This window comes from Streptomyces sp. NPDC057137 (assembly GCF_042670825.1).
Classification (GTDB): Bacteria; Actinomycetota; Actinomycetes; order Streptomycetales; family Streptomycetaceae; genus Streptomyces.
Genome location: NZ_JBHUUW010000037.1, coordinates 1 through 25,850, shown reverse-complemented (window position 1 = coordinate 25,850; position 25,850 = coordinate 1). Strand labels below are relative to the sequence as shown.

The window sequence follows — 25,850 nt, the reverse complement described above, 5'->3', positions numbered from 1 at the left end:
GAACGGCCGCGTGGGCGGCGCCCGGTGCGGTGCGGCTCCCTCGCCCTCGGAGCCGTACCGCCCCTCCGGACTCACCGTCGCTCAGACTCCCGTGCCGACCGACTCCCGCTCCCGGTCGTCCTGTTCACCGTCGCCCCGTTCCCCCGCGGGCACCGGCGCGGCCGGCGGCCTGGACAGCGCTCCCGGCCACCAGACCTTGCGGCCGAGCAGCACGCTCGCGCTCGTCACCAGATACGTACGCACCAGGAAGGTGTCCAGCAGGACGCCCACGGCGACGAGGATGCCCATCTCGGCGAGCATCACCAGCGGCAGGCTGGCCAGGACACCGAAGGTCGCGGCGAGTACGACACCGGCCGAGGCGATCACGCCGCCCGTGGTGCGCAGCGCGGTCAGGGCGGCGGCCTCGGGCTCGGCCCCCTTCAGGGCCTCCTCCCGCATCCGGTGCATGAGGAAGATGCCGTAGTCGACGCCGAGCGCGACGAGGAAGACGAACGAGAGCAGCGCGAGCCCCGGATCGACCCCGGCGAAGCCCAGCAGCGGTTCGAAGACCAGCCCGCCGATGCCCATCGACGCGCCCCACACGACCACGACGGCGAACACCAGCATCAGCGGTGCGACGAGGCTGCGCAGCAGGGCCACGAGGATCAGCAGGACGGCGATGACGACGAGCGGTATGACATACAGCCGGTCGCTCCTGTTGGTGTCGGCGAGGTCTATCTGCTGTGCGCTGGGCCCGCCGACATAGGTCTCGTCGCCGAGGGTGGACCGCAGCCGTTCGATGGTGGCGGTCTCCCCCGCCGACTCGGGCGCGTCCTTCGCGAAGACCGCGATCTCGGTCCAGCCGCCGCCGCTGCGGCCCCGTTCGGCGTCGGCGACGCCGGGGACCGTGCGGGCGGTGCCGAGCGCCGCGTCGGCCCGGCCGGTCGGCGCCATGACGCTGATGGGCTGGGCGCTCTGCTCCGGGTAGGCGTCGGCCAGGCGCGCCATGGCGGTGACCGACTCGGGCCGGTCTATGAAGCTGTCCTCCTGCTTCACGGGGCCGGGCAGGTTCAGCACGCCGAGGGCGAGGGCGCCGAGCACCACCAGTCCGGTGGCGAGCACGGCGACCGGCCTGCGGGCGGCCGATGTGCCCATGGCGGCGAAGAAGGAGCGGCGCTGCTTGACCTCACCGCCGTGGGCGGGGATCAGCGGCCAGAAGACGCGGCGGCCGAGGAGCACCAAGACGGCGGGGAGCAGTGTGAGCATCGCGATGAGCGCGCACACGACGCCGACGGCGGCGATCGGTCCCATGCCGCTGCTGCTGTTGAGGTCGGCCGCCAGCAGGCACAGCAGACCGGCGGCGACGGTGCCGGACGAGGCGATGACGGCGGGGCCGCAGGTGCGCAGCGCGGTGCGCATGGCGTCGTACGGGTGGGGTACGCGGCGCAGCTCCTCCCGGTAGCGGGCGACGAGCAGCAGCGCGTAGTCCGTGCCGGCGCCGAACACGAGCACCGTCATGATGGCCGCGCTCTGGCTGGTCACGACCACGTCGAACGCCTGCACCAGCCCGTAGACGACCGCCATGGAGCCGACGGCGGCGGCGCCGACGACGAACAGCGGCACGATCCACAGGAACGGGCTGCGGTAGGTGAGGATCAGCAGGACCGCGACGACCAGCACGGTCGCGATCATCAGGGTGCCGTCGATGGACTCGAAGACGGCCTCCATGTCGGACTGGAGCGCGCCGGCTCCGCCCACCTCGATGTCGAGGCCGTTCCTCTCGGCGCCGTCGCCCGTGGTGACGGCCCGTACGTCCTCGACGAAGGCCATCTGCGCGGCCTCCGTGTCGACGCCCGGCCCGTCGGGGACGGCGCTCGCGATCGGGTACATCAGGGCTGTGCCGTCCTTCGACGGGATGCCCTTGGGCGGGGCGGTGAGCTTCTGCTCGGCCGCGATCCGGGTCAGCTGCTCCTCGGCGGTCGTCCGGTCGGCGGCGGTGAGCCCGCCGTCGCGGTGGTAGACGACGATCAGATCCGTCGTCCGGCCGCCGGGCAGCTCCTGCCGGACCTTCTCCACGTGGGTGGAGTCGGCGCTCGCCGGGAGGTAGTCGACGGCTTCGTCACGCTGTACGTCGCTGAGTTTCCCGGCGAACAGGGCGGCCACGGCGATCACGATCACCCACAGCCCGACCACCGCCCAGGGCAGCAGACGTCTGCGTTTGTTCTCGGACCCCATCGCGGGCCCCCCTTCTGCACAGCCGGTCAGAGTCTGGTTCCAGCCTCGCGGAAGGGAGCGCCGAAGTCATCGCGCGTGAGAGCGAGATGGGGATTACCACCCCGGGTGACAGGGCCGCGCCGCTACTCCCGGGGGAGTATGCGGGCGTGCGGGCCGGGTCGCCGGAGGGGTGGCTCAGGACGAGGGCGTACGGGCCGATTCGAGGAGCCGGGCGGTGTCGTCGGCGCACAGCTGCAACGCGCCGCCGACGATGGTCAGCACGTCGCGCTCCGCCGCGCTGTACGGCCCGTCGGCCAGCGCGATCCGCGCGCCCTGGAGCAGGATCGACTCCCGGCCGGCCGCGGCGAGATGCGGGGCCAGCGGCTCCAGCGCCTCGTGCAGCTCGATGGCGAGCGCCGCGCCGCACGGGCCCGGGTCGATCAGGAACCGCCCCGTGTCGGCGGCCAGCGCCTCCACGAGCTCCGTGAGCTGCTCCTCGGTGCAGTCCTCGATCCCGGCCGACCTGACCGTGCCGACCGCGGTCTCCCGGACCGTACGGGAGGATGTGCCGCCCGCGGCGAGGACGGCGAGCGCCACCGTGTGCACGGCGTCGCGGAGCATCGCGGAGAAGCGGACGGTGGTGGGGTGGTCGAGGATGTCGGTGCCGAAGTGGCCGTGGCAGGCGGCGCATTCGATGACGGGGCCGGCCTCACCGCGCGGCAGCAGCGGCACGCCGAGCACGGCGAAGCGGCGACGGCCGGTGCGTCGGCGGTAGTTGCGGTCACCGCCGCAGTCGGGGCAGAAGAACTCGCCGTCCCCGATGGTGTTCCACGCGGTGTGAATGCCGCAGATGCGCAGTTTCCTGCCGTTCGATCCCTGGCCTGGCAGCACGTCGCGCACCTCCATAACGCTTCGGCAACTTTGCCGCATTGACGTGATGTTAACCACAGCAACGATGCGGCGTCATTACCTCGGCGTCAGGTCGCCACGACATGGCCGAACCCCGCCCACCGCGTTTGGTGGACGGGGCTCCGGTTCTGGCGGTAAACGCTCAGGTCAGCGCGTTGCGCGGTTCACCGCGGAGACGACGGCCTTCAGTGAGGCGCGCGTGGTGTTGGCGTCAATGCCGATACCCCACAGCACCTTTCCGTCGATCGCGCACTCGATGTACGAGGCGGCCTGCGCGCTCGCGCCCTCGCTCATGGTGTGCTCGGAGTAGTCCAGCAGCCGGGCGTCGACGCCGACGGCGGCCAGCGCGGCGAAGAAGGCCGAAATCGGCCCGTTGCCGGAGCCGGTGAGCACGGTTTCCTGGCCGTCCACCACGGCTTCGACGGTGAGGGTGTCCGTGCCGTCCTTGTCGGTGGTGCTCTGGCCGGAACGCAGCTGGATCCGGCCCCAACGGGCGCCGGTGCCGTCCGAGTTGGGCAGGTACTCGTCCTCGAAGGCCGACCAGATCTGCTTCGGTGTGACCTCGCCGCCCTCGGAGTCCGTCTTCGCCTGGATGATCCGCGAGAACTCGATCTGCATCCGGCGCGGCAGGTCCAGCTTGTGCTCGTTCTTCAGCACGTAGGCGATACCGCCCTTGCCGGACTGCGAGTTGACCCGGATGACCGCCTCGTACGAACGCCCCACGTCCTTGGGGTCGATCGGCAGATAGGGCACGGCCCACTCGATCTCGTCGACCGTCCTGCCCTGGGCGGCGGCGTCCGCCTCCATCGCGTCGAAGCCCTTCTTGATGGCGTCCTGGTGGGAGCCGGAGAAGGAGGTGTAGACGAGGTCGCCCGCGTAGGGGTGGCGCGGGTGGATCTCCATCTGGTTGCAGTACTCGCTGGTGCGACGGATCTCGTCGATCTGCGAGAAGTCGATCTGCGGGTCGACGCCCTGGGAGAACAGGTTCATGCCCAGGGTCACCAGGTCGACGTTGCCGGTGCGCTCGCCCTGGCCGAACAGACAGCCCTCGATCCGGTCGGCCCCGGCCATGATCGCCAGCTCGGCGGCGGCGACGGCGGTGCCGCGGTCGTTGTGCGGGTGCACGGAGAGACACACGTGCTCACGGCGCGACAGGTTCCGCGACATCCACTCGAAGCGGTCGGCGTGCGTGGACGGCGTGGAGCGCTCGACGGTGGCCGGCAGGTTCAGGATGATCTCGCGGCCCTCCTCGGGCTGCCAGACGTCCATGACGCCCTCGCAGACCTCCAGGGCGAAGTCCAGCTCGGTGTCGGTGAAGATCTCCGGGCTGTACTGGTAGCCGAAGACCGTCTCCGGGCCCAGGATCTTCTCGGCGTACTCGGAGACCAGTCGCGTACCGTCCACGGCGATCTGCCTGACCTGCTCACGGCTGCCGCGGAAGACGACGCGGCGGAAGGTGGGGGCGGTGGCGTTGTACAGGTGGACGGTGGCGCGGTGGGCGCCGACGAGCGACTGGACGGTGCGCTCGATCAGCTCTTCCCTGGCCTGCGTCAGGACGGAGATGGTCACGTCCTCGGGGATGGCGCCCTCTTCGATGATCGACCGCACGAAGGCGAAGTCGGTCTCGCCGGACGAGGGGAAACCGACCTCGATCTCCTTGTAGCCCATGCGCACCAGCAGGTCGAACATCTCGCGCTTGCGGGCGGGCGACATGGGGTCGATCAGCGCCTGGTTGCCGTCGCGCAGGTCGGTGGAGAGCCAGCGGGGCGCCTGGGTGAGGCGGTTGTCCGGCCACGTCCGGTCGGGGATGTCCACGGCCTCGTAGCGGCCGTACTTGTGGATCGGCATCCCGGACGGCTTCTGGGTGTGCGTCGCGTTGGTGATCGGGGTGGGACGGCCGACGGCCGATCCGGCTGCCGCGGGGTCGGACAGGCGCTCGGAAGTGCGCTCAGACATTGCGTGGGGCTCCTCGTGTGTCCGCTGGAACGGCCGACGGGGCGGGAAAACCGCATCACCAGACTCCGCGGGGAGGGGGTCGGCCTACGACTACAGACCCTCGCCGCGGCAGCTAAGGAGAAGCAGCCCGAAACGCATGATGTCCCGCAGCCTAGCGGAGCCGTCCGGTCCGCGCGGTCCCGTATCAGTATGCGGGATCATCGGAGGTAGGGGCCAAACGCCTGCGAAACCTCCATTTCGCAGGCGCTTCACCGCTCAGTCCAGGGGCGTGACGAGGCAGAAGGGGTGGCCGACGGGGTCGGCGTAGACCCGGTAGCCGATCGGCTTGTCCGAGCCGTCGAGCAGGGTCGCGCCCAGGGCGAGGACCTGGCGCTCGGCCACGTCGAGATCGGCGACCATGACGTCGATGTGCATCTGCTGAGGATGGCCGGGGACGGACCACTGCGGCGGCCGGTAGTCGTCGACCTTCTGAAACGTCACGACGTGAGTAGGTGGCGTGGTGCCGAGCATGACGAACTCGCCGGTGTCTTCCAGCCGTGGGAGTGACAGCAGTTTCCCGTAGAAGTCGGCCAGCTCGGACGGATCGGGGCAGTCGATGACGGTGGAGAACAGGTGTCCGATCATCCGGCCGATTATGGCGCGGGCCGGTTCCGGTCCGAAACGACCGGTCGGTCGCCCCGTCGGCCGCCCCGTCAGTCGCCGAGGAGCCGCTCCCACAGCAGTCCGTCCCGCCAGCTCCCGTCGAGAAGGATCGAGGAGTGCGCGACGCCGTACGGGCTGAACCCGTTGCGGCGCAGCACCCGCTGCGACGGCAGATTCTCCAGATTGGTGGACGCCTCGGCGCGGTGCAGACCGAGTTCGTCCCTCATCACCCGCAGTACCAGCCCGACGGCCTGCCCGGCGTGCCCCTGGTTCTGGGCGACGCTGCCGATCCAGTATCCGACGGAGCCGCGGCGCAGGTGCGGCTGCGGCAGGATGCCTCCGACGGTGACCTGCCCGACCACCTGGCCGTCGGCGAGCACCACGCCCGGCCAGACCGTGCCGGCCCGGTGTCCGGCCAGCAGGCTGTCGATCCGCTCCGCCTGGCCCTCCGGGGTGAAGAAGTCGGCGGGCTGGGCCGGTTCCCAGGGCCGGAAAGCCTCGACGTCCCGCACCCGGTGCGCGGCTATCGGGGCGGCGTCGGCGGGCTCGATCAGACGGATCCTGGTACTGCCGCGCATGGGCCGGTCCTCGTCGGGGTGCGTCGTCAGAAGCCGAGCTTGCGCAGCTGCTTCGGATCGCGCTGCCAGTCCTTCGCGACCTTGACGTGCAGATCGAGGAAGACCGGCGTGCCCAGCAGCGCCTCGATGTGCTTGCGGGACTTCGTCCCGACCTCCTTGAGCCGCTTGCCCTTGGGGCCGATGATGATCCCCTTCTGGCTCGGCCGCTCGATGTAGACGTTCGCGTGGATGTCCAGCAGCGGCTTGTCCGCCGGCCGGTCCTCGCGCGGCAGCATCTCCTCGACCACGACCGCGATCGAGTGCGGCAGCTCGTCCCGTACGCCTTCGAGCGCGGCCTCGCGGATCAGCTCGGCCACCATGACCATCTCGGGCTCGTCGGTGAGGTCACCCTCCGGGTAGAGCGGCGGGCTCTCCGGCAGCAGCGGGACCAGCAGATCGGCGACGAGCTCGACCTGGTCGCCGCTGACCGCCGAGACCGGGATGATCTCCGCCCACTCGAAGCCCAGCTCCTTGCCGAGCTGGTCGATCGCGATCAACTGCTCGGCCAGGACGCGGGAGTCGACGAGGTCGGTCTTGGTGACGAGCGCGACCTTCGGCGTCTTCCGGATCCCGGCGAGCTCCTTGGCGATGAAGCGGTCACCGGGGCCGAGCTTCTGGTCGGCGGGCACGCAGAAACCGATGACGTCGACCTCGGCCCAGGTGGTCCGTACGACGTCGTTCAGCCGCTCGCCGAGCAGCGTGCGCGGCTTGTGGAGACCGGGGGTGTCGACCAGGATCAGCTGCGCCTCGGGCCGGTGCACGATGCCGCGCACCGTGTGGCGCGTGGTCTGCGGCCGGCTCGACGTGATCGCCACCTTCTGGCCGACCAGAGCGTTCGTGAGGGTGGACTTGCCCGCGTTGGGGCGACCGACGAAGCAGGCGAAACCGGCCCGGTGGGGGGCTTCGGACGGTTCGGCGGAAGTCTCGGGAGACGAAGGGGTACGAGCGCTCATGCCGCCCATTCTCCCCGATGGTCCCGCCCTCGCCGACCAGTCGGTCCGGAGGCGGGCCCTCCGGATGGCTCAGCCGGCGCTCACCGTGCTCCGCACGGTCCCGTCGGGAGCGGCCACCAGCACGGGCGTACCGGCTCCGCCGAGGTCGCGTACAGCGGCGCGGTCCTCGTCACTCGCCGCCTCGGCGTCGGTGACGACGGCGGCGGCCTCCAGCGAGGTGGCGCCGCTCGCGACGGCCATGGCGACGGCGGTCCGCAGCGCGCTGAGCTTGAGGGAGTCGAGGTCGACGGTCCCGGCGGCATAGGTCCGCCCGGTGTCGTCCCGCACGGCGGCCCCCTCGGGCACCCCGTTACGGGCACGCGCGCTGCGGGCCAACGTGATGATCTTGCGGTCCTCGGGGTCGAGGTCGGTGTTCTGCGTCGTCATGCGCCCGAGCATAGAGAGCCCGGCCGGCCGAGCAGACGGAAGGGATGCCCCGCCGGATCCACGAAGACGCTCCACCCGGCGGGGTCGACCCGGAGCAACACGGCGCCGAGGCCGAGGACTTGCTCCCGGGCCCGCTCGATGTCCGCGACGTCGAGGTCCAGATGGAACTGCTGCGGATACTCCCCGTCGGGCCACCGCGGCGCCCGGTGGTCCGGCACCCGCTGGAACGCGAACACCGGGCCGTCACCGGTGTGCAGGGTCGCGAAGCCGTCGTCCACGGCCCACCGGGGGTCGGGCCGATTGACGGTGCCGCCGAGGAGCCCCTGATAGAACCGCGCGAGCTCCAGCACGTCCGGGCAGTCCAGTACGACGGATTGCAGCGTCCCGATCACCGACGGACCGCCCCTCCGTCGCGCAGGACGTCCCCGTCCTCCGGAACCCGCGACTCGCACGGGTCGCACAGGACCAGCTCGATCCACCTGCTTTCACGCCGGGACCCGTCCGCGCCACAGCGTTCACAGACCGTCTCGCTGCGCCGGGCGAACACCTCGATCAGCGCGTGGAACCGCTCGCACTCGCCGTCCGTCCAGTTCCCGCCCCGTTCCCACGCGCGAGGAAACGCCTGGAAGGCCAGGGACGCCCACTTCTGCTTCACGGCGAGCAACTCGTACTCGGGAAACTCCGCCACGACGGCCCGATGACACGCCAGCACCAGATCCCGCCAGCCCGGCCCCACTTGAACCACACCCGGAGGGTTCCTGAAGTGCCGCTGGACCTGGTCCAGCCCGTCCTGCGGGGCCTCCCCGCGCTCAACTGCCATCAGGCGCTCCCCGAGACGTACTAGGCGTCGAAGTCGTACTCAAGAACGTACGCCGCCGAGTCGAGAACCATCTCGTTGATTTCGACCGCTCGCCCGTCGCCGGCGAACGCCGTGCGGCAGATCAGCACGACGGGCGTCCCGTCGGAGAGGTCCAACCGCCGCTCTGCTCGCCCTGCGCGGTGAAGTCGGCCCATGCCTGCCCCCACCTCCGGCGACGGTGCACCGTCCTGGGGGCGCGCGTTCGAACTCGTCGGGGTACGAGGGGCCCTCTACCGTCCGGGGTATCCGGCCCCGATCGCGTGGGACGCGAACAGCGTGGGCTTCGAAGATCCCCGCATCCGCTGGATCCGCGCCGGACAGTCGCTCGTCCGGCTGCGCGGGATCACCGTCATCCGCCTCGGCTCCCTCCGCCCGGACCCGTCGACGACGCACAGAGCGCAGCGCCCGTCCGGCCGAGCGTGAAACGTCACGATTCCGGCTCAGGATGCGAGCTTAAGATCGCATGAATGGCATGCCAACAAAGGGTGAAATAGCCATGTCTTCTAGCTTTTGACCTCGGGTATCCTCCCGTTCCACACCGGCCGGTCACCTGATCAGGACCGATGTCGTCGGGGGGCGAGCGTGCCGTGCCGGGCTCCCGGGCGGGTTGTCCGAGCAGACGAGGAAGAGGTCCATGAAACGCATACTCATACGCTCCGGGAAGAGCCCGTTCTACGTCGCCAGTCAGCAGGAGTTCCTGCAGAAGGACCTGATCGGCACGAACTCCGGGAATCTGCTCTTCAGCGACGCCGCGCACAAGATCCTGCTCACCGAGCGGACCGAAGTCACGTCGAACGGTATCGGCACCGTCGCGACGCCGGAGCGGGCGCGGCAGATCAACCGGGACTACGACGTCTTCGTCGTGCCGCTGGCCAACGCCTTCCGGCCGTCCTTCAAGCCCAACCTGAACAAGCTCTCCGCCCTCATCGAGCAGCTCACCATCCCCGTCGTCGTCGTGGGCGTGGGCGCGCAGGTGCCCGAGGACTACGACACCGCCCGGCTCGCGCCCATCGAGGCCTCGGTGAAGAGATTCGTCAAGGCCGTCCTGGAGAGATCCGCGTCCATCGGCGTACGCGGTGAACTGACCGCCTCCTACCTGGAACGGCTCGGCTTCAAGCGGCACGTCGAGGTCATCGGCTGTCCGTCGATGTTCCTCCACGGCGGCACCTTCCCGACCCTGCGGGACCCGGGCCAGATCGACGCCCACTCCCGGATAGCGATCAACATGTCGCCCGGTGCGACAGCCGTCGGCGACATGGAAGGCCTGGCCCGTCACGCGCTGAGCCGCTTCCCGCATCTCAGGTACTACGCGCAGAACATCGCCGACGCCGAAGTCCTCTTCTGGGGCGACACCTCCGCCGTCACCGGCCCCACGACCCGCTTCCCCAGGCAGTTGACGCACCCGCTGTTCTCGGAGAACCGGGTGCGGGTCCCGCTCGATCCCAAGACCTGGATGGACGAACTGGCGACGTACGACTTCGTCTACGGCACCCGCATCCACGGCAACATCGCGCCCCTGCTCGCCGGCACGCCCAGCGTCGTCCTCGTCCATGACTCCCGGACCCTGGAACTCTGCCGCTACTTCGGCATCCCGCACCGGATGCTCAGCGCCACGCCCGCCGACATCCATCCGCGCGAGTTGTACGAGCAGGCCGACTACAGCGAGCTGGTGAACGGGCACAAGGAGCGCTTCGACCGTTTCGTGGCCTTCCTCGACCGGAACGGTCTGGAGAACACCTTCACGCACGGCGACGGCGGCGCCGCCTACGACCTGCGGCTCGGCGCCCTCGATCTGCCGCCGTCACTGGGCGTGTGGGACGGCACCGACGACGGCTCGCTGCACTACCGCTTCAGCAGGCTGCACGAGCGTCACACCGTCGCCGACCGCAGTATCAACATACTCACCAAGAAGAACAACGAGCTCCAGAGGCAGCTCAACCTCATGGAGCGGCGGCTGGCCAGTCTGGAGAAGAGCCTGCCGGTGCGGATCGGTCCGGCCGTCCGGCGTCAGGTACGGCGCCGGCTGCGGCCCAACAACTGATCCGCCCGAAGAGCCCGCTACGGCCGGTCCAGCCGGAGGCGCTCCGACTTCGGGAGGCCGGCCACCACCAGGTCGTAGCTGTCCTCGATCAGCTCGCGCACCGTCCGCGCCGGGAGGCCGGGGACCGTGACCGTGTTCCAGTGGCGTTTGTTGAGGTGCCAGCCGGGGACGATTTCCGGGTGGGCCGCGCGCAGGCGGATCGCCTCGTCCGGGTCGCACTTGAGTGAGACCTTCAACGGCTCGCCGTCCAGGGCCGTGAGCGCGAAGACCTTTCCCACCACCTTGAAGACCGAGGTCTCCGGGTTGAAGGGGAACTCCTCCGTCACCGCGTTGAACTCCAGGCAGAACGCCCGCAGTTCGTCCCGCGACAGCGAACCGTCCCGGGAGGCGTTCACCGTGTCGTCGCCGGCTCGGCCGGCTCCGCGAGGACCGTCACGATCTTGTTCCGGCGGCCCGCCGGGGACTCCGCCGTCAGTCGCAGCGTGCGCCCGTCCGGCAGCTCCACCAGCGCGCTGGCACCGGCGATCGGCACCCGGCCGAGCGCCTTCGCGAGCAGACCGCCCACGGTCTCCACGTCCTCGTCGTCGAACTCGTCGAGCCCGTACAGCTCCCCGAGATCGCCGATGTCGAGCCGGGCCGTGACCCGGTAGGAGTCGGTGCCGGTCTCCTCGACCGGCGGCAGTTCACGGTCGTACTCGTCCGTGATCTCGCCGACGATCTCCTCCAGGATGTCCTCGATCGTCACGATGCCGGCCGTGCCGCCGTACTCGTCGATGACGACGGCGACGTGATTGCGCTCCTGCTGCATCTCCCGCAGCAGATCGCCCGCGTTCTTCGTGTCCGGCACGAACGCCGCCGGGCGCATCGCGGTGGAGACCAGATCGGCCTCGGAGTCACGGTTGATGTGCGTCTTCCTGACGAGGTCCTTGAGGTAGACGATGCCGACGATGTCGTCCTCGTTCTCCCCCGTGACCGGGATCCGGGAGAAGCCGGAGCGCAGCGCCAGCGTCAGGGCCTGCCGGATCGTCTTGTAGCGCTCGATGCAGACCAGGTCCGTACGCGGGACCATGACCTCCCGCACCAGCGTGTCGCCCAGCTCGAAGACCGAGTGCACCATCCGGCGCTCGTCGTCCTCGATCAGCGACTCCTGCTCGGCAAGGTCCACCATCGCCCGCAGCTCGGCCTCGCTCGCGAACGGTCCTTTACGGAAGCCCTTGCCGGGTGTGAGCGCGTTGCCCAGGAGGATCAGCAGCTGCGGGATCGGGCCCATGATCCGGGCCAGCGGCAGCAGCACGTACGCCGCGACGGTCGCCGTGTTCAGCGGGTGCTGGCGGCCGATGGTGCGCGGTGAGACGCCCACGGCGACGTAACTCACGAGGACCATCACGCCGATCGCGACGAGCAGCGCGGCCCAGGTCTCGGAGAACTCCTCCAGGCAGACGTACGTGACCAGCACCCCCGCCGCCATCTCGCAGGCGACCCGCACCAGCAGCGCCACGTTGAGATACCGCGTCGGGTCGGCGGCGATCTGCGCCAGCTTGTCGGCGCCGCGCCGCCCGGAGCGCTCCGCCTCGGCGGCGCGGAAGCTGGAGACGCGGGCCAGGCCCGCCTCGGCGCAGGCCGCCAGCCAGGCGACGACGACCAGCGCGACCGCCCCGACGATCAGTTGCGCGATCACGAGACGGTCGGCGCGGGAGAGGGACCGGTCAGGCCCTGTTCGGCCCGCCAGCCGTCCACGATGGCCGCCTGGAGGCCGAACATCTCGGCCTTCTCGTCCGGCTCCTCGTGGTCGTACCCGAGGAGGTGCAGCACACCGTGGACGGTGAGGAGCTGAAGCTCCTCGTCCATGGAGTGCTGCGTCGGCGCTTCCTCGCCCTGGGTCTTCGCGACCTCCGGGCAGAGCACGACGTCACCGAGGAGCCCCTGCGGGGGCTCCTCGTCGTCCTTCACCGGCGGACGCAGCTCGTCCATCGGGAAGGACATGACATCGGTCGGACCCGGGAGGTCCATCCACTGCATGTGCAGCTGCTCCATGGCGGCCGAGTCCACCACGATCACCGACAGCTCGGAGAGGGGGTGGATACGCATCCGCGTGAGCGCGTAGCGGGCGGCCCCGAGGATCGCCTGCTCGTCGACCTCGGTGCCTGACTCGTTGTTGACGTCGATCGACATGGTGCGGTGTGACTCTCCCGGTTAGTGCCGCTGGTCGTGCCGCTGCTCAGCTGTGCGGTTCGTTGCCGTTGCGGCTGTCGTACTGCTCGTAGGCGTCGACGATACGGCCGACGAGCTTGTGCCGTACGACATCCTCGGAGGTGAGCCGGGAGAAGTGCACGTCCTCCACGTCGTGCAGGATGTCCTGCACTTGGCGCAGCCCGCTCTTCGTCCCGCCGGGAAGGTCGACCTGGGTCACGTCGCCCGTGATGACGATCTTCGAGTCGAAGCCGAGCCTCGTCAGGAACATCTTCATCTGCTGCGAGCTGGTGTTCTGCGCCTCGTCGAGGATGATGAATGCGTCGTTCAGCGTCCGGCCGCGCATGTACGCCAGGGGCGCCACCTCGATCGTGCCCGCCGCCATCAGGCGCGGGATCGAGTCGGGGTCGAGCATGTCGTGCAGCGCGTCGTAGAGAGGGCGCAGATACGGGTCGATCTTCTCGTACAGCGTGCCGGGCAGGAAGCCGAGCCGCTCCCCCGCCTCCACCGCGGGCCTGGTCAGGATGATCCTGGTGACCTGCTTGGACTGAAGGGCCTGCACGGCCTTGGCCATGGCGAGATACGTCTTGCCCGTACCCGCCGGGCCGATACCGAAGACGATCGTGTGCTTGTCGATCGCGTCCACATAACGCTTCTGGTTGAGCGTCTTGGGGCGGATCGTGCGGCCACGGCTGGAGACGATGTTCTGAGTGAGAACTTCGGCGGGAGTCTCGGGACCGTCCGCGCCGCCGTTCTCGCTCGCCCTGAGCATGGCGATCGAGCGTTCCACTGCGTCCTCCGTCATCGGCTGACCGGTGCGGAGCACCAGCATCATCTCGTCGAACAGGCTCTGGATGAGAGCGACCTCGGCCGCGTCGCCCACGGCGCTGATCTCATTGCCCCGGACATGGATGTCGGCGGCCGGGAACGCCTTCTCGATCACGCGCAGCAACGAGTCACCGGAACCCAGGATCGTCACCATCGGGTGCTTGGCGGGGATGGTGAAGTGGGCTCGCGCCTGACCGGGCGCGGGGGTCGGAACTGTGGGTGTCTGAGTCATGGGCCGGCACTGTGGCCTGCACATACCTCCCGTTGCAGGGTTCTCGCCGCTCGACAACCTCTGGGTACCAGCGTACGACCCCGCACTGACAAGCCCGTAGGGCTTTTCCGCGCGCGTTCGTCCCGTCAGCCCACGACACCGGCCAGCAGCCTCGCCGTACCCTCCGGAGCCTCCACCTGGAAGTGGTGGCTCCCGAGGTCGACCAGCACGATGTCGAGGCGGTCCGCGTAGCGGTCGATCGCCTCCTGCGCCATCAGATCACGAATGGCGAACACGGTGATCGGCTGCTTCGTCTCGCGCAGCGCCGCGTCCATGTCCCAGTGCACCAGGCCCTCGATGGCCCGCAGACCCCCGGGCTGGCGCACCCTGACCATCTTCTGGAAGTAGGCGTCCTTGCGCGCCGGGTCGGTCCCGGCCGGGGAGCCCCCTTCGACCAGGCCGCGCACCGCCGTGGGGAAGTCGTCGCGGAACAGGCCCAGCAGGGCGCCGGCCTGCTCCTCGCTCTGCGCCGGGAACAGGGACAGATAGTGCAGCCCGTCGAGTGCGACCACGTGCGAGACGGTGTCGGGGAGCAGCCGGCCGACCTCGACGGCGACCGCCGCGCCGTGGGAGTGCCCGGCCACGACGGCCGTGGTCACGGACTGGGCCTCCAGCACCGCCGCCACGTCGCGGGCGAACTCCTCGATGGTCCATACGGCTCGCGTCGAGCGGGACTCGCCGTGCTCGGCGAGGTCGACGGCGAGGACCCGGTAGCCGGCGGGCAGGTGGCCGGTCACGGCGTCGTAGTCGCCGCGGTCGCACGCCCAGCCGTGGATGAGGACCAGGACCGGCCCGTCGGCGGGTCCGGTGGCGGTGTACCGGATGGTCGTGTGGTCCGATCGCCGGACATGGAGGTTCTCGCCGGTGGTGGCGCTTGAGGTGGTCACAGTGCTTCCTTCTTTCGTACGTTACGTATGGTGCCGGATGGGGCTTCTGGAGGGATGCGGCGGTCTCTACGGAGCGGTGGAGCCGGTGGCCCGGGAAGCGTCATTCGCCCGGGGCCTCAGTCGCCCGGGGCCGCGACCGCTCGGCGCTGGGCCCGCAGCTGGCCCAGCCGCAGGAGGAAGGCGGCGGAGACGATCGCCACGATCGCCAGTGCGTAGATCTCGGTGGCGGTCCGCAGGCCGACGGCGGTGACGGCGATGCCGCCGAGCACGGCGGGCACGCTGTTGCCGAGGTAGTTGATGATGTTCGCGGAGGCGAAGACCGCGCCGCGCTCGTGCGGCCCGGCGAGCCGGGCGAACGTGCCGAACGTCGCCAGTACCGAGGCGCCGAAGCCGACGCCCGCGACGACGGTCCCGGCGGCGGCGAGCCAGACGAGGTCCGTCACCGTTCCCGCGAGGGCGGTCAGCACGCCGAGCCCGAGCAGCGCGGACGAGGGAGCCAGCAGCGAGGCCGCGGAACGGGTGCGCAGTACGGCCACCGTGAGCGCCCCGGTGCCCGCCAGGAGCGTCACGACGACGCCGCCGACCAGCCGGCTCCGCAGCCCGAACAGCTCGCCCGCGACGGACGGGCCGAGGGAGAGGAACAGCCCGGCCAGCGCCCAGGCGGCCACCATGGCCGGCACCACCGGCACGATGTCCGCGCGCAGGTGAGCGGGCAGCGCCGCTCGTGGGCGCAGGGAGGCGACGGCTCCCGGCCGGCGTGGGGAGGTCTCCGGCAGAAGTGCGGTCATGGCCAGTGCCAGCACCATGGCGCCGAGCAGCAGGCCGTAGACCAGCCGGGTCGGGGCGGGGCCGAACTCCACCAGCGCACCGGAACCGAGAGCGCCGAGGGCGAGTCCGGTCAGGGGCGCCACCGAGGTGACGACCCCCGCGCGCCCCGGGGCGTGCGGCGGTTCGAGGTCGACGAGCGTGGCGCTGAGCGTGGTCGTCGCCGCACCGGTGGCGATGCCCTGAAGCACCCGGGCGACGGCCAGGACGACCACGTTCCCGGCGGCGAGGAAGACCACGAGCGCGACGATCTCCAGCGCGATCGCCGCGGCGAGCACCGGCCGGCGGCCGAGGTGGTCCGACAGCGCCCCGACGACGAGCAGCGAGCCCAGCAGGCCGACCACGTACAGGGCGAAGACGACGGTCAGCACCCATGCCGAGAAGTGCCATTGCTGCTGGTAGACGGGGTAGAGCGGGGACGGCACGCTGGAGGCGGCCAGAAAGACGACGAAGACGGCGGCGACGCCGGGGAAGGCGGTACCGCGTGGCACACGGTGCCTGCCCTCGTCGGGCCGCACGGCGGACAGGGCGGAGTCGGCGGATACGGCGGAGTCAGTAGACATAGTCATCTCGCAGCGATCTGTGCGTTAGTGGCTTCACGCTAACACAAAAGCATTGATCACTGCTTTTTAGTCGCAGTGATCAATGCGATACTGGCCACGTGCCCACTACTGCGTCCTCCGCCTCAACGACCGGGAGCCGGCCGGGGGGCCGCTCCGCCCGAGTCCGCGCGGCCGTCCACCGGGCCGTCGAGGAACTGGTCGCCGACGAGCCCAACGAACCCCTGACGATCCCGGTCGTGGCCGCCCGCGCCGGCGTGCACGCCACCACGGTCTACCGCCGCTGGGGCGCCGTCGGTGATCTGCTCGCCGACGTCGTGACCAGCCGTTTCTCCGGCGACATCGTGGTGCCGGACACCGGAAGCCTCCGCGGCGACCTGGAACGCTACGCGTGCGACCTCGCCAAGGACCTCTGCGACCCGGACACCCTCGCCCTGGTACGCGCCACCATCGGCACCGGCGGCGAACAGGGCGCCGCGGCCTGCCGCGGCGACCGCGAGCGGCAGCTCGAAGCCATCCTGGAACGCGAACAGGGCCGGGGGCATCAGCCCCCGACCCTGGAACACACCACGGACGCCGTACTCGCGCCTCTTTACTACCGGGCCGTCTTCACCAACGCCCCTCTCACCCTCGACTGGGCGCGCGGCCTCGTCTCACATCTGCTGCCGGACTGACCGACAAGGCACTTCCCGGGCCTGTCCGGCGGACAGGAGCTAGCGCCTCCTGACCTTCACCACGACCGGGTCGCTGGTGGAGCCGGTCGCCCGCTCCCCCTCGGCCGGGACGTACTCGGCCGTGAACGTCCTGTTGCCGACCGTGGTGTCCGGCCTCAGGGTGTAGGCCGCCTTGCCGGACCGCACGGGCGCGGTGGACAGCTTCTGCCCGCCCGACCTGAAGACCACGGTCCCGGCCGGCTCGGCCTTCGGGTCCAGCGTCACCTTGGCGGTGAGCTCGACCGGGTCCTTGGTGCCGTACCACTGCGAGTCGTCCGATGCCTTGAGCTTCACCGAGGACTTCGCGGCCGGGGCCTCCTGCGCGCCCAGCATGGCGGGCGGCCGGTTCTCCGCCCCGCGGCCCCAGTCGCTGCTCGCGCCGTCGGTGGTGAGCTTGAAGTTCACCGTGCCGGCGGAGAGCAGGTCGTGCTCCGAGATCCAGCTGCGCCCGGTCTTCCTGCCCGCGACGGTCAGCGTGTCGATGTACTGGATCGTCGACGCCTTCGCCCCCGGCGCGTTCAGGGTCAGCCGGGTGCCGTCGGGCCGGGTGATGACGGCCTTCGGGAACATCGGCGCGGAGAAGATGTAGTTGCCGGAGCCGGGCTGCGCCTCGAAGAAGCCCAGCATCGCGAACGCGGCCATCGCCGAGCTGGCACCGAGGTCGTCGTTGCCGGGAACGCCGTTGTACGTGTCGGTGTAGAGGGCCCGCTGGGCGCGGGTGACCGCGGACGTCTTCCAGGGGCTGTCCGTCCACGCGTACATCCACGGGGCGTGGAAGTCGGGCTCGTTGTTCGGGTTGAACTCGAAGTGGCCGTTGTAGTCGATCGGCCCGGTCACCCAGTGCTTGGACGCCGCCGTCGAGACGTCGTCCTCGATCGCCGGGAAGGTGAAGAACGTGTCGAGCCGCTTCTCGGCCTCGTCGGCGCCGCCCATCAGCTCGAACAGGGCCTCGGGGTGCTGCTGGCCGAGCCACTGGTACTGCCAGGCGGTGCCTTCCTTGAAGCCCTTGCCGTTCACGACGGCGTCGGTCGGTACGAAGCTGCCGTCGGCGGCGCGGACCTGCGGGAATCCGGTGTAGCCCTTGGACTCGGCGTCCGGATTCCAGATGTGCGCGAACTCGTCGCAGCGCGGGCGGAGTTGGTCCGCCTCCTCGTACTTCTTGAGACCGATGGCCATCGTGCCGAGCGCACAGTCCGCGAGGGAGTATTCGAGACCGATGGAAGCGGCCTCGTTCGCACTCAGCTCGGCGGGAATGTAGCCCTTCTCGATGTACTGCGGGTTGAATTCACGCGCCTTGATGTTGGTGGCGGGCGGCGGCACCTCGTTGACGTTCTTCCACAGCGCGGCGAACAGCTTCTCGGAGAGTTCGTCGTCGAGCAATCCGCGCGAATAGAGGGTCACGATGAACGGAGTGACGGGGTCACCGCTGGTCGCATTCGTCTCCGCCTGACCGAGCGACCAGCGGGGCACCCAGCCGCCCTGTTCGTAGATCGCCAGGATCGAACGGGCGATATCCGTCGCGCGTTTGGGTTCGAGAAACGCGACAAGCTGATTCTGGGAACGGTACGTGTCCCACATCGACAGCATCTGGTAATAGTCGTCGCCCGGTGCGACCTTGTGCTTCTTTCCGTCGAAGCCCTGATAGGTGCCGTCCACGTCCTGGGCGACCGACGGGTGCAGCAGGCTGTGGTACAGCTCGGTGTAGAAGGTCTTCAGGTCCTCGTCCGAGTCACTGGAGACCCGTACGCTCCGGAGCTGCTTCTGCCACGCCTTGTGGGCGTCGGCGCGCACCGTGTCGAAGGACTTCAGCTTGTCCGCGGCGCCCTTCGAACCCTTGGAGCCCGTGGAGAGTTCGGCGACACGGTTCTTCTCCGCGCCCTCGACCGAGGTGTACGAGACGCCGGTGTGGGTGACGACCGGGGCCTTGCCGCCGGGTGCGAAGGAGATCACGGCGCCGCCGGTGGCCGCCGTACGCCCGGCGACCGGGACCTTCTCGCCGCGGTTCCAGGTGGCGACGCCGGCGATCGGCTCGGAGAGGGTCATGCTGAAGTGCAGGGTGTAGCGGCTCGGCCGGTCGGGCCCGCAGAACGAACCGCTCGTCACGGAACCCTGGATCTTGTCGCCGACCACCTTGACGTCGCTGGCGAACGTCTGGCCCCACACATCCGTCACATTGACGATCAGCTTGCGGTCCTGCGCGCCCTTGTCATAGGTGAAACGGTCCACACCGGTGCGGGTGGTCGACGTCAACTCGGCGCGGATGTTGTTCTTTTCGAGCGTGACGCCGTAGTAACCCGGCTTCGCCACCTCGGTGTCATGACTGAATTTCGACATGTTCGCCGACAGAGAGGTGTCGGTCACGTCGCCCACGGTCGGCATCACACGTATCCAACTGCCCGCGGGGCAGCCGATACCGGAGAGATGCACCTGACTGAAGCCCGTCAGCGTGGTCGCGTCGTAGTTGTACGCGGCATTTCCCACATTCGTGTCGGGGCTGTTCTGCACCATGCCGAAAGGCATCGACGCCCCGGGGAAGGTCATTCCCGAAGTGGTCGTGCCCACCATGGGATTGACATAGACGGTGGGATCCGAAACCAAAGGCGGTGCGGCGCTCGCGGCGGGGGCTCCCAGCATGCCCGCCACCACCGCCGCCGCGACCGTTCCCACCGCCGTTCGCCAACGTGTGCCGAATCTGGACATGGTGGACCCCTCCCGTTTGACAACGTTGTCTACCAGACACCTCGGATGTTTACAGGTGGTGTGGGGCAAGTCAATAGACCGCGCAGCGGCAACCGACGGCGCCGGCGCGGGCACCCGAGGTCAGCCGGAACGTCCGATCGCGGGTACCTGAGATCAGCCGGAACGCCCGAAGCCGATCGTCGGCACGGCCCTGCGCAGCGGCCACGGCCGGCTCGGCGCGGGCAACAGCCCTGTCAGGAAGGCGTATCGGCGCAGCGCCGCCGGATCCTGGTCCGACGACTCCTGGACGTAACTCCACCAGGCGGCGACCTCCGCCCAGCCGGGCGCCGACAGCGATCCGCCGAACTCCTGGACCGACAGGGCGGCGGTGAGTCCGGAGAACGCGAGCCGGTCGGCGAGCGGCCAGCCGGCGAGCGTGCCGGTGACGAACCCGGCGACGAACACGTCGCCCGCGCCCGTCGGATCGAGCGCCTCCACACCGATGGCCGGCACCTCGGCGGTGGCGCCGCTGGCGCTGTCCACCGCGTACGCACCCTCCGCGCCCAGGGTCACGACCACCAGCGGCACCAGCTCGGCGAGCGCCCGCGCGGCGGCCCTGGGGCAGTCGGTACGGGTGTAGCGCATCGCCTCCTCGGCGTTGGGCAGGAACGCCTCGCAGTGCGCCAGGTCGGGAAGTCCGGCCAGGTCCCAGCGGCCGGTGTCGTCCCACCCCACGTCGGCGAAGACCCGCGCCCCGTGCTCGGCGGCGCGGGCGATCCACCCGTCGCTGCGGCCCGGTGTGAGCGCGGCGACGGCGGCGCGCGCGCGTGGCGGGCACTCGGGCAGGGCGCCTTCGGGCGGCGGGGCCTCGTGGCCGTGCGAGACCATCGTGCGCTCGCCCTCGTACGCCATGGAGACGGTGACCGGCGAGTGCCAGCCGGGGACGGTACGGGAGCGCGAGAGGTCGATGCCCTCGCCCTGCTCCAGGGCGTCCCAGCAGTACTCGCCGTAGTGGTCGTCGCCGAAGGCGGCGGCGAGCGACGTACGCAGGCCGAGACGGGCCAGCGCGCTGGCCATGTTGGCGATGCCGCCGGGGCTCGAACCCATGCCCCTGGCCCAGGACTCGGTGCCGCGCACGGGGGCGCTGGCGAGGCCGGTGAAGATGATGTCGAGGAAGACCGTGCCGGTCAGGTAGACGTCGCAGTCCGGGTCGTCCGGGGCGCGCAGGGCGCCCAGCGGGTCGACATGGGCGGTGTGCTCCTGCGGCGTTCCTTCACGTGGGGTCACGGTCGCGCTCCCGGATCGGCGTACGGATCCGGACAGTGTGCCCGATGGCACTGACAGTCGGCGTGAGGAGCGTGCCGGGCGGTCGGGTCACGTCGGTGACGGGAACGGCGGCGGGGGCAACCCCCGCGCCCGTCGGACGTCTCACACTGAAAGGGGGCATCATGAGCAACGAACATCAAATCGCCTTTTTCCTGCGGGAGTTGTCGGCGCCGCAGCCGTGGCGGCGGGCCGCCGCGGCCAAGGGGCTCGGCCGGACCGGAAGCGCCGGGGACGCGTCGGCGCTCGTCGCGGCGGGCGCCGATCCGGATCCCTCGGTCCGTGCCGCCGCCGCGGTCGGCCTCGGCCGCCTCGGCGCTCCCGGCGGGCCCGCCCGCGGTGTCGGCACCGCCACCACCGCCAGCACCGCCACCGGCGAGTTACTGATCGGTCTGATGGGGGACGCCGACCCGCGTGTACGGCGCCGGGCCTCGCTCGCCGCCGACCGGCTCGGGCTGACCGGCCCGGCCGTCACGGAGGCGTTCACACGGCTGCTGCGGGACGAGGACCGGCATGTGCGCCTCAACGCGCTCGTCGCACTGACGCGACTGGGGACGATCGGTGACATCGAGGCGGTGGTGCGGCTGCTGGGAGACCCCGAGAGCATGGTCTGGGGGCACGCGCGGATGCTGGTGTGGAAGCGGATGGATGACAGCGACGTCAAAGCGGAGCTTCTTCGCTCGGCGCGGCACGGATCCGGCGCGGCCCGTGCCCGTGCGCTGGACACCTTGCCCTCCCGCTGCACGCCGCGGCTGTGGGACTCACTGATCGAGGGTCTGCACGACCCGGCCCCGGAGGTGCGCCGGGCGGTGGTGCGCAAACTGGGCGACGGTCCGAGGCGCGGAACCGCCGATCTGCTGCTCGCGCGGCTGGACGACGAACGGGACCCGGATGTCGCACGTGCGCTGCTCGGGACCCTGGGATGGCTGGGTGAGCACCGCGCCCTGCCGGCGGCGCGGCGCTGGATCGACCATCCCGAGCTGGGTCCGACCGTCGTGGAGGCGCTGGCCCGTATGGGCACTTCGGCCGCCGTCCGGCGGCTGAGGTCCGTCCTCACGCAGTGGCCCTGCCACCCCGAGCTCCGGGCGGCGGCGGCCGGGGCCGTCGGCGGGCTCGGCGACCGGCGGGACCTCGATCTCCTCCTTCCGCTCCTGCGGGACGAGGACGTACGGGTGCGGGCCGGGGGGCTGAACGGCCTTGGCCAACTGGGCCGACTGGGCCGGCACCGGCTGCCTAGCCGGGACCGCGGCAGGGCGGCGCGGTCGCTGCTGGACTGTCTGGTGACCGACCCGCAGGTGGCCTGGCAGGCCGGTCGCGCGCTGGCCCACTATCCCGAAGTCCTGCCGTCGATAAGGCTGTTGCTGGACGAGCGGTCGGCGAATGCCGAGGTCCGCGCGGCGGCGCTGTCGCTGCTGGACGAGCCGGACACGGCGGACGGGGCGCGCTTCGTGGCGCACCTGGACGACCCGGAGGAGGCCGTCCGCTACCAGGCCGTGCACGGCCTGGGCGAGTATCTGCGGGAGTACGGCGGCCCGCCGGCGGGCGCGGACGGGGCGATCGAGTCGCTGACCGCGCTCACGGACGACGCCTCGCGCCGTACCCGTGACGCGGCGGCCAAGGTGCTCGACGGGTGGAGACCGGCGACCGCCCGGCCCTGACCGGCCGACGGCCCCTGCCGTGCGGGAAAGCGGCCGGGGCCCCGGCGGGTCAACCGGAGCGTTTGGGCAGCGGTACGCGTACGAGGTCGGCCGCGACGGTCAGCTCGCCCTCGTAACCGGCCGCCCTGGCCTGCCGCTCGAACTCCGCCGGGTCCCCGTAGCGCTGCGAGAAGTGCGTCAGTACGAGGTGCCGTACACCGGCCTCCGCCGCCACCGTCCCCGCCTGACCGGCGGTCAGATGACCGTGGTCGGCGGCCAGTTGCGCGTCATCGTCGAGGAAGGTGGACTCGATGACCAGCATGTCGCAGCCGTCGGCCAGCGCGTGTACCCCGTCGCACAGCCGGGTGTCCATGACGAAAGCGAAGCGCTGGCCCCTGCGTTCCTCGCTGACGTCGGCGAGCGTCACCCCGCGCAGTTCGCCGTCCCGCTGGAGGCGCCCCACGTCGGGCCCCTCGATGCCGTGCGCGGCGAGGCGTTCCGGGAGCATCCGGCGGCCGTCGGGCTCGGTGATCCGGTAGCCGTAGGACTCGACGGGGTGCGAGAGCTTGTGGGCCCGGAGGGTGTACGAGGCGGTCCTGGCGAGCACGCCGTCGGCGTCGACGGGCGCCTCGGTGATGCCGACGGTCTCGCGGTACGCCGTCGCGTACCGCAGCCTCCTGAAGAAGTGCTGTCCGCTCGCCGGGTAGTGCGCGGTGACCTCGTGCGGGACCCGGTCCAGGTTGACGCGCTGGATCACCCCGGCGAGGCCGAGGGAGTGGTCGCCGTGGAAGTGCGTGACGCAGATGCGGTTGATGTCGTACGCCGCGACTCCGGCGCGCACCATCTGGCGCTGGGTGCCGTCGCCGGGGTCGAAGAGGATGCCCTCGCCGTCCCAGCGCAGCAGATAGCCGTTGTGGTTGCGGTGCCGGGTGGGGACCTGGCTGGCGGTGCCCAGGACGACGAGCTCTCGTACGGACAAGGTGTCGGCCGCCTACCCGGGGGGCCAGTTGAGGCCGCGCCCGCCCAGGACGTGGGCGTGCGCGTGGAAGACGGTCTGGCCCGCGCCGCTGCCGGTGTTGAAGACGATCCGGTAGCCGCTGCCCGCGGTCTTGTCCTCGGCGGCGACCTCGGCGGACTCGCGCAGGATGTCGGCGGCGATCTGCGGCTCGGCGGCGGCGAGCGAGGCCGCGTCCGGGTAGTGGACCTTGGGGATCACCAGCACATGCGTGGGGGCCTGCGGGTTGATGTCCCTGAAGGCCACGGTGGTGTCCGTCTCGCGTACGACGGTGGCGGGCACCTCCCCGGCGACGATCTTGCAGAACAGGCAGTCGGCCTGTCGTTCTCCCGCCATGGTCCGGGTCTCCTCATCGGTCGGCCGGTCGCCCCTGGTCACTTCTGTACGGAGGCGTACTTCCGTACCAGGGCATGCTATCCGCCCGCCGGTCTCCCGCGATCAGGACCAGCGGCCGGTGCGGCCCAGCAGCAGCGCGGCGGCGGCCGTGCCGGCGGTGGAGGTGCGCAGGACGGTGCGGCCGAGCCGGTACGGGGTGGCGCCGGCGTCCGCGAACAGCGCCAGTTCGTCCGGTGAGACGCCGCCCTCGGGGCCGACGACGAGCACGATGCTTCCGGTACCGGGGAGTTCGGCGGTGGCCAGCGGCTCGCTGCCGTCCTCGTGCAGGACGGCGGCGAAGTCGGCCGCCGCCAGTAGCGCCGCGACCTCTTTGGAGGACATCGCCTCGGCGACCTCGGGGAAGCGGAGCCTGCGGGACTGCTTGCCCGCCTCGCGGGCGGTGGCGCGCCATTTCCCCAGGGCCTTGGCGCCCCGTTCGCCCTTCCACTGCGTGATGCAGCGCGCGGCCTGCCAGGGCACGATCGCGTCGACGCCGGTCTCGGTCATCGTCTCGACGGACAGTTCGCCCCGGTCGCCCTTGGGCAGCGCCTGGACCACGGTGATACGGGGCGCGGGCTCGTCCTCCGTACGAAGGCCGCCGACCGCCACGTCCAGCCGGTCCTTGCCGTGGACGGCGGCGACCGTCCCGTAGGCCCCGGTGCCCGCGCCGTCGGTCAGGACGACCTCCTCCCCCACGCGCAGCCTCCTTACGGAGACGGCGTGGCGGCCCTCGGGGCCGTCGAGTGTGACGGTGCCCGGCCGCAGGGCGCCGGGGGTGTCGACGACGAAGACAGGTGCGGTCATGAGGCGTTTCCCAGGGTCAACGAGGCGCGGGCGGCTTCGAGTTCGTCGACGAGGACGTCGACGAGCTGTCCGGCGGGCAGATCGCGGGCCATCCGGTGGCCCTGGCCGGCCCACAGGGCCATGCCCTGGGGGTCGCCGACCTTGGCGGCGGCCTTGCGGAGTCCGGCGGTGAGGTGGTGCACCTCCGGGTACGCGGGCGGGGCGTAGGGGCCGTGTTCGCGCATGAAGCGGTTGACGAGACCGCGCGCGGGCCGGCCGGAGAAGGCGCGGGTGAGTTCGGTGCGGGTGAACAGCGGGTCGGTCATGGCGTGCTTGTGGAGGGCGTGGGCACCGGACTCCGGGCAGACGAGGAAGGCGGTGCCCAACTGGGCGGCGCCGGCGCCCGCGGCGAGGACGGCGGCGATCTGGGCGCCGCGCATGAGCCCGCCGGCCGCGATGATCGGCAGCCGTACGGAGTCCCGTACCTGCGTGACGAGCGACAGCAGCCCGATACCCGCGCCGTCGGTGGCGGGGTCGTCGCGGTGCGTGCCCTGGTGTCCGCCGGCCTCGACGCCCTGGACGCAGACGACGTCGGCGCCCGACCACTCGGCGGTCTGGGCCTCCTCGGGCGTGGTCACCGTGACGACGGTGAGGGTGCCGACGCGGGTGAAGGCGTCGAGGGTGGTGGGGGTGGGGCAGCCGAAGGTGAACGACACGACCGGGACGGGATCGTCGAGGAGTATCGCGAGCTTGGCCTCGTACCCGTCGTCGTGACCCGCGTCGGGGTCGCCGAGCGGGGTGCCGTACCAGCCCGCCTCACCGGCGAGCTGTTCGCGGTACACCTCCACGGCGGCGTGGTCGTCGTGGTGCGGCTGCGGCATGAACAGATTGATCCCGAACGCAGCTCCGCTGAGCCCCCGGAGCTGTTTGACCTCCTGGTACATCCCGTCGGCGGTCTTGTACCCGGCGGCGAGGAAGCCGAGCCCCCCGGCATCACCGACGGCCGCGACCAGCTGCGGGCAGGACGCGCCGCCGGCCATGGGAGCCTGCACGATCGGATACCGGCAGATGTCGGTCAACACGGAGGACATGCACGCATGGTGCCATGTCGCCCGTGGAGCATTGGTGCCGGTTCGTCGTCAGGCGCCGGACGGGCTGGAAAGCAGCC

The 25,850-nt window shown here is 70.6% G+C and carries 25 protein-coding genes and 1 pseudogene; 4 read left to right on the top strand and 22 right to left on the bottom strand.

The window, feature by feature from the left end; genetic code table 11:
• Positions 1 to 81: 81 nt before the first annotated feature.
• From ACFT9I_RS25675 to ACFT9I_RS25630, 10 genes and pseudogenes are all read right to left on the bottom strand, one after another.
• Positions 82 to 2,214, bottom strand: a complete 2,133-nt coding sequence (locus tag ACFT9I_RS25675; protein WP_382567874.1) for an MMPL family transporter — start codon at positions 2,212 to 2,214, stop codon at positions 82 to 84.
• A 174-nt stretch (positions 2,215 to 2,388) separates the two neighbouring features.
• Positions 2,389 to 3,084 carry a TerB family tellurite resistance protein gene (locus ACFT9I_RS25670; RefSeq protein WP_382567872.1) on the bottom strand — a complete coding sequence of 232 codons (696 nt, stop codon included), beginning with the start codon at positions 3,082 to 3,084 and terminating at the stop codon, positions 2,389 to 2,391.
• A 165-nt stretch (positions 3,085 to 3,249) separates the two neighbouring features.
• Positions 3,250 to 5,058: a 2-isopropylmalate synthase gene (leuA, locus tag ACFT9I_RS25665; protein WP_382567870.1), complete on the bottom strand. Its 1,809-nt coding sequence runs from the start codon at positions 5,056 to 5,058 to the stop codon at positions 3,250 to 3,252.
• A 255-nt stretch (positions 5,059 to 5,313) separates the two neighbouring features.
• Entirely contained in the window at positions 5,314 to 5,682 is a 369-nt protein-coding gene (locus ACFT9I_RS25660; RefSeq protein WP_382567868.1) for a VOC family protein, read from the bottom strand.
• Positions 5,683 to 5,750: 68 nt separating this feature from the next.
• Positions 5,751 to 6,278 (bottom strand): GNAT family N-acetyltransferase, encoded by a 528-nt coding sequence (locus ACFT9I_RS25655; RefSeq protein ID WP_382567867.1) that lies wholly within the window; start codon positions 6,276 to 6,278, stop codon positions 5,751 to 5,753.
• Between the two features lie 26 nt (positions 6,279 to 6,304).
• Positions 6,305 to 7,279, bottom strand: a complete 975-nt coding sequence (gene era / locus ACFT9I_RS25650) for a GTPase Era (protein WP_382567865.1) — start codon at positions 7,277 to 7,279, stop codon at positions 6,305 to 6,307.
• A 60-nt stretch (positions 7,280 to 7,339) separates the two neighbouring features.
• Entirely contained in the window at positions 7,340 to 7,696 is a 357-nt protein-coding gene (locus ACFT9I_RS25645; RefSeq protein WP_382567864.1) for a cytidine deaminase, read from the bottom strand.
• The gene (locus ACFT9I_RS25640; protein WP_382567862.1) at positions 7,693 to 8,088 is read right to left on the bottom strand and encodes a VOC family protein; all 396 of its coding nucleotides are present in this window, start codon (positions 8,086 to 8,088) and stop codon (positions 7,693 to 7,695) included. The genes ACFT9I_RS25645 and ACFT9I_RS25640 overlap by 4 nt, the downstream gene beginning before the upstream one ends.
• The gene (locus tag ACFT9I_RS25635) at positions 8,085 to 8,516 is read right to left on the bottom strand and encodes a hypothetical protein (protein WP_382567860.1); all 432 of its coding nucleotides are present in this window, start codon (positions 8,514 to 8,516) and stop codon (positions 8,085 to 8,087) included. The genes ACFT9I_RS25640 and ACFT9I_RS25635 overlap by 4 nt, the downstream gene beginning before the upstream one ends.
• Positions 8,517 to 8,536: 20 nt before the next feature.
• A pseudogene (locus ACFT9I_RS25630) lies at positions 8,537 to 8,662 on the bottom strand (GntR family transcriptional regulator); the annotation flags it as partial.
• A 46-nt stretch (positions 8,663 to 8,708) separates the two neighbouring features.
• Here ACFT9I_RS25630 and ACFT9I_RS25625 point away from each other — a divergent pair.
• Positions 8,709 to 8,978, top strand: coding sequence for a hypothetical protein (locus ACFT9I_RS25625; protein ID WP_382567859.1), 270 nt, complete (start codon positions 8,709 to 8,711; stop codon positions 8,976 to 8,978).
• A 211-nt stretch (positions 8,979 to 9,189) separates the two neighbouring features.
• Positions 9,190 to 10,596 (top strand): polysaccharide pyruvyl transferase family protein, encoded by a 1,407-nt coding sequence (locus ACFT9I_RS25620; protein WP_382567857.1) that lies wholly within the window; start codon positions 9,190 to 9,192, stop codon positions 10,594 to 10,596.
• Between the two features lie 17 nt (positions 10,597 to 10,613).
• Here ACFT9I_RS25620 and ACFT9I_RS25615 read toward each other — a convergent pair whose 3' ends face one another.
• From ACFT9I_RS25615 to ACFT9I_RS25590, 6 genes are all read right to left on the bottom strand, one after another.
• Positions 10,614 to 10,967: an MmcQ/YjbR family DNA-binding protein gene (locus ACFT9I_RS25615; protein WP_382567963.1), complete on the bottom strand. Its 354-nt coding sequence runs from the start codon at positions 10,965 to 10,967 to the stop codon at positions 10,614 to 10,616.
• A gap of 20 nt (positions 10,968 to 10,987) precedes the next feature.
• A complete protein-coding gene (locus ACFT9I_RS25610; protein WP_382567854.1) occupies positions 10,988 to 12,274 on the bottom strand; it encodes a hemolysin family protein in 1,287 nt (428 codons plus the stop codon).
• Positions 12,271 to 12,768 carry an rRNA maturation RNase YbeY gene (ybeY, locus tag ACFT9I_RS25605; protein WP_382567852.1) on the bottom strand — a complete coding sequence of 166 codons (498 nt, stop codon included), beginning with the start codon at positions 12,766 to 12,768 and terminating at the stop codon, positions 12,271 to 12,273. The genes ACFT9I_RS25610 and ybeY overlap by 4 nt, the downstream gene beginning before the upstream one ends.
• A gap of 46 nt (positions 12,769 to 12,814) precedes the next feature.
• A complete protein-coding gene (locus ACFT9I_RS25600; protein ID WP_382567850.1) occupies positions 12,815 to 13,846 on the bottom strand; it encodes a PhoH family protein in 1,032 nt (343 codons plus the stop codon).
• Between the two features lie 125 nt (positions 13,847 to 13,971).
• Positions 13,972 to 14,772, bottom strand: a complete 801-nt coding sequence (locus tag ACFT9I_RS25595; RefSeq protein ID WP_382567849.1) for an alpha/beta fold hydrolase — start codon at positions 14,770 to 14,772, stop codon at positions 13,972 to 13,974.
• A gap of 116 nt (positions 14,773 to 14,888) precedes the next feature.
• The gene (locus tag ACFT9I_RS25590; RefSeq protein ID WP_382567847.1) at positions 14,889 to 16,160 is read right to left on the bottom strand and encodes an MFS transporter; all 1,272 of its coding nucleotides are present in this window, start codon (positions 16,158 to 16,160) and stop codon (positions 14,889 to 14,891) included.
• A 98-nt stretch (positions 16,161 to 16,258) separates the two neighbouring features.
• Between ACFT9I_RS25590 and ACFT9I_RS25585 the strand changes: the two genes are divergently transcribed.
• Positions 16,259 to 16,831 carry a TetR-like C-terminal domain-containing protein gene (locus ACFT9I_RS25585; protein WP_382567845.1) on the top strand — a complete coding sequence of 191 codons (573 nt, stop codon included), beginning with the start codon at positions 16,259 to 16,261 and terminating at the stop codon, positions 16,829 to 16,831.
• Between the two features lie 39 nt (positions 16,832 to 16,870).
• Here the strand turns inward: ACFT9I_RS25585 and ACFT9I_RS25580 are convergent, their stop codons facing one another.
• Both ACFT9I_RS25580 and ACFT9I_RS25575 read right to left on the bottom strand, forming a co-directional pair.
• Positions 16,871 to 19,570 carry a GH92 family glycosyl hydrolase gene (locus ACFT9I_RS25580; RefSeq protein WP_382567843.1) on the bottom strand — a complete coding sequence of 900 codons (2,700 nt, stop codon included), beginning with the start codon at positions 19,568 to 19,570 and terminating at the stop codon, positions 16,871 to 16,873.
• 153 nt (positions 19,571 to 19,723) lie between these two features.
• Positions 19,724 to 20,836, bottom strand: a complete 1,113-nt coding sequence (locus ACFT9I_RS25575) for a carbohydrate kinase family protein (protein WP_382567841.1) — start codon at positions 20,834 to 20,836, stop codon at positions 19,724 to 19,726.
• Positions 20,837 to 20,997: 161 nt separating this feature from the next.
• Here ACFT9I_RS25575 and ACFT9I_RS25570 point away from each other — a divergent pair, with 161 nt between their 5' ends.
• Positions 20,998 to 22,530, top strand: coding sequence for a HEAT repeat domain-containing protein (locus ACFT9I_RS25570; RefSeq protein WP_382567839.1), 1,533 nt, complete (start codon positions 20,998 to 21,000; stop codon positions 22,528 to 22,530).
• 49 nt (positions 22,531 to 22,579) lie between these two features.
• On the opposite strand, the gene ACFT9I_RS25565 is transcribed toward ACFT9I_RS25570, so the two are convergent.
• The 4 genes from ACFT9I_RS25565 to ACFT9I_RS25550 all read right to left on the bottom strand — a co-directional run bounded on the left by ACFT9I_RS25565 (position 22,580) and on the right by ACFT9I_RS25550 (position 25,773).
• On the bottom strand, positions 22,580 to 23,488 hold the full coding sequence (locus ACFT9I_RS25565) for a ribonuclease Z (RefSeq protein WP_382567837.1): 909 nt from the start codon (positions 23,486 to 23,488) through the stop codon (positions 22,580 to 22,582).
• 12 nt (positions 23,489 to 23,500) lie between these two features.
• A complete protein-coding gene (locus ACFT9I_RS25560; protein WP_382567835.1) occupies positions 23,501 to 23,860 on the bottom strand; it encodes a histidine triad nucleotide-binding protein in 360 nt (119 codons plus the stop codon).
• A 102-nt stretch (positions 23,861 to 23,962) separates the two neighbouring features.
• Positions 23,963 to 24,703, bottom strand: a complete 741-nt coding sequence (locus ACFT9I_RS25555) for a 16S rRNA (uracil(1498)-N(3))-methyltransferase (RefSeq protein ID WP_382567834.1) — start codon at positions 24,701 to 24,703, stop codon at positions 23,963 to 23,965.
• Positions 24,700 to 25,773, bottom strand: a complete 1,074-nt coding sequence (locus ACFT9I_RS25550; RefSeq protein WP_382567832.1) for a nitronate monooxygenase — start codon at positions 25,771 to 25,773, stop codon at positions 24,700 to 24,702. The genes ACFT9I_RS25555 and ACFT9I_RS25550 overlap by 4 nt, the downstream gene beginning before the upstream one ends.
• Positions 25,774 to 25,850 lie beyond the last annotated feature (77 nt).

What these genes read in the sequence shown, in the direction of transcription:
- ACFT9I_RS25570 (WP_382567839.1), top strand. Translation starts at nt 20,998, where the DNA reads ATGAGCAACGAACATCAAATCGCCTTTTTCCTGCGGGAGTTGTCGGCG.
- ACFT9I_RS25600 (WP_382567850.1), bottom strand. Translation starts at nt 13,846, where the DNA reads ATGACTCAGACACCCACAGTTCCGACCCCCGCGCCCGGTCAGGCGCGA.
- ACFT9I_RS25675 (WP_382567874.1), bottom strand. Translation starts at nt 2,214, where the DNA reads ATGGGGTCCGAGAACAAACGCAGACGTCTGCTGCCCTGGGCGGTGGTC.
- era (WP_382567865.1), bottom strand. Translation starts at nt 7,279, where the DNA reads ATGGGCGGCATGAGCGCTCGTACCCCTTCGTCTCCCGAGACTTCCGCC.
- ACFT9I_RS25635 (WP_382567860.1), bottom strand. Translation starts at nt 8,516, where the DNA reads ATGGCAGTTGAGCGCGGGGAGGCCCCGCAGGACGGGCTGGACCAGGTC.
- ACFT9I_RS25655 (WP_382567867.1), bottom strand. Translation starts at nt 6,278, where the DNA reads ATGCGCGGCAGTACCAGGATCCGTCTGATCGAGCCCGCCGACGCCGCC.
- ACFT9I_RS25550 (WP_382567832.1), bottom strand. Translation starts at nt 25,773, where the DNA reads ATGTCCTCCGTGTTGACCGACATCTGCCGGTATCCGATCGTGCAGGCT.
- ACFT9I_RS25590 (WP_382567847.1), bottom strand. Translation starts at nt 16,160, where the DNA reads ATGTCTACTGACTCCGCCGTATCCGCCGACTCCGCCCTGTCCGCCGTG.
- leuA (WP_382567870.1), bottom strand. Translation starts at nt 5,058, where the DNA reads ATGTCTGAGCGCACTTCCGAGCGCCTGTCCGACCCCGCGGCAGCCGGA.
- ACFT9I_RS25660 (WP_382567868.1), bottom strand. Translation starts at nt 5,682, where the DNA reads ATGATCGGACACCTGTTCTCCACCGTCATCGACTGCCCCGATCCGTCC.
- ACFT9I_RS25645 (WP_382567864.1), bottom strand. Translation starts at nt 7,696, where the DNA reads ATGACGACGCAGAACACCGACCTCGACCCCGAGGACCGCAAGATCATC.
- ybeY (WP_382567852.1), bottom strand. Translation starts at nt 12,768, where the DNA reads ATGTCGATCGACGTCAACAACGAGTCAGGCACCGAGGTCGACGAGCAG.
- ACFT9I_RS25620 (WP_382567857.1), top strand. Translation starts at nt 9,190, where the DNA reads ATGAAACGCATACTCATACGCTCCGGGAAGAGCCCGTTCTACGTCGCC.
- ACFT9I_RS25555 (WP_382567834.1), bottom strand. Translation starts at nt 24,703, where the DNA reads ATGACCGCACCTGTCTTCGTCGTCGACACCCCCGGCGCCCTGCGGCCG.
- ACFT9I_RS25560 (WP_382567835.1), bottom strand. Translation starts at nt 23,860, where the DNA reads ATGGCGGGAGAACGACAGGCCGACTGCCTGTTCTGCAAGATCGTCGCC.
- ACFT9I_RS25625 (WP_382567859.1), top strand. Translation starts at nt 8,709, where the DNA reads ATGCCTGCCCCCACCTCCGGCGACGGTGCACCGTCCTGGGGGCGCGCG.
- ACFT9I_RS25580 (WP_382567843.1), bottom strand. Translation starts at nt 19,570, where the DNA reads ATGTCCAGATTCGGCACACGTTGGCGAACGGCGGTGGGAACGGTCGCG.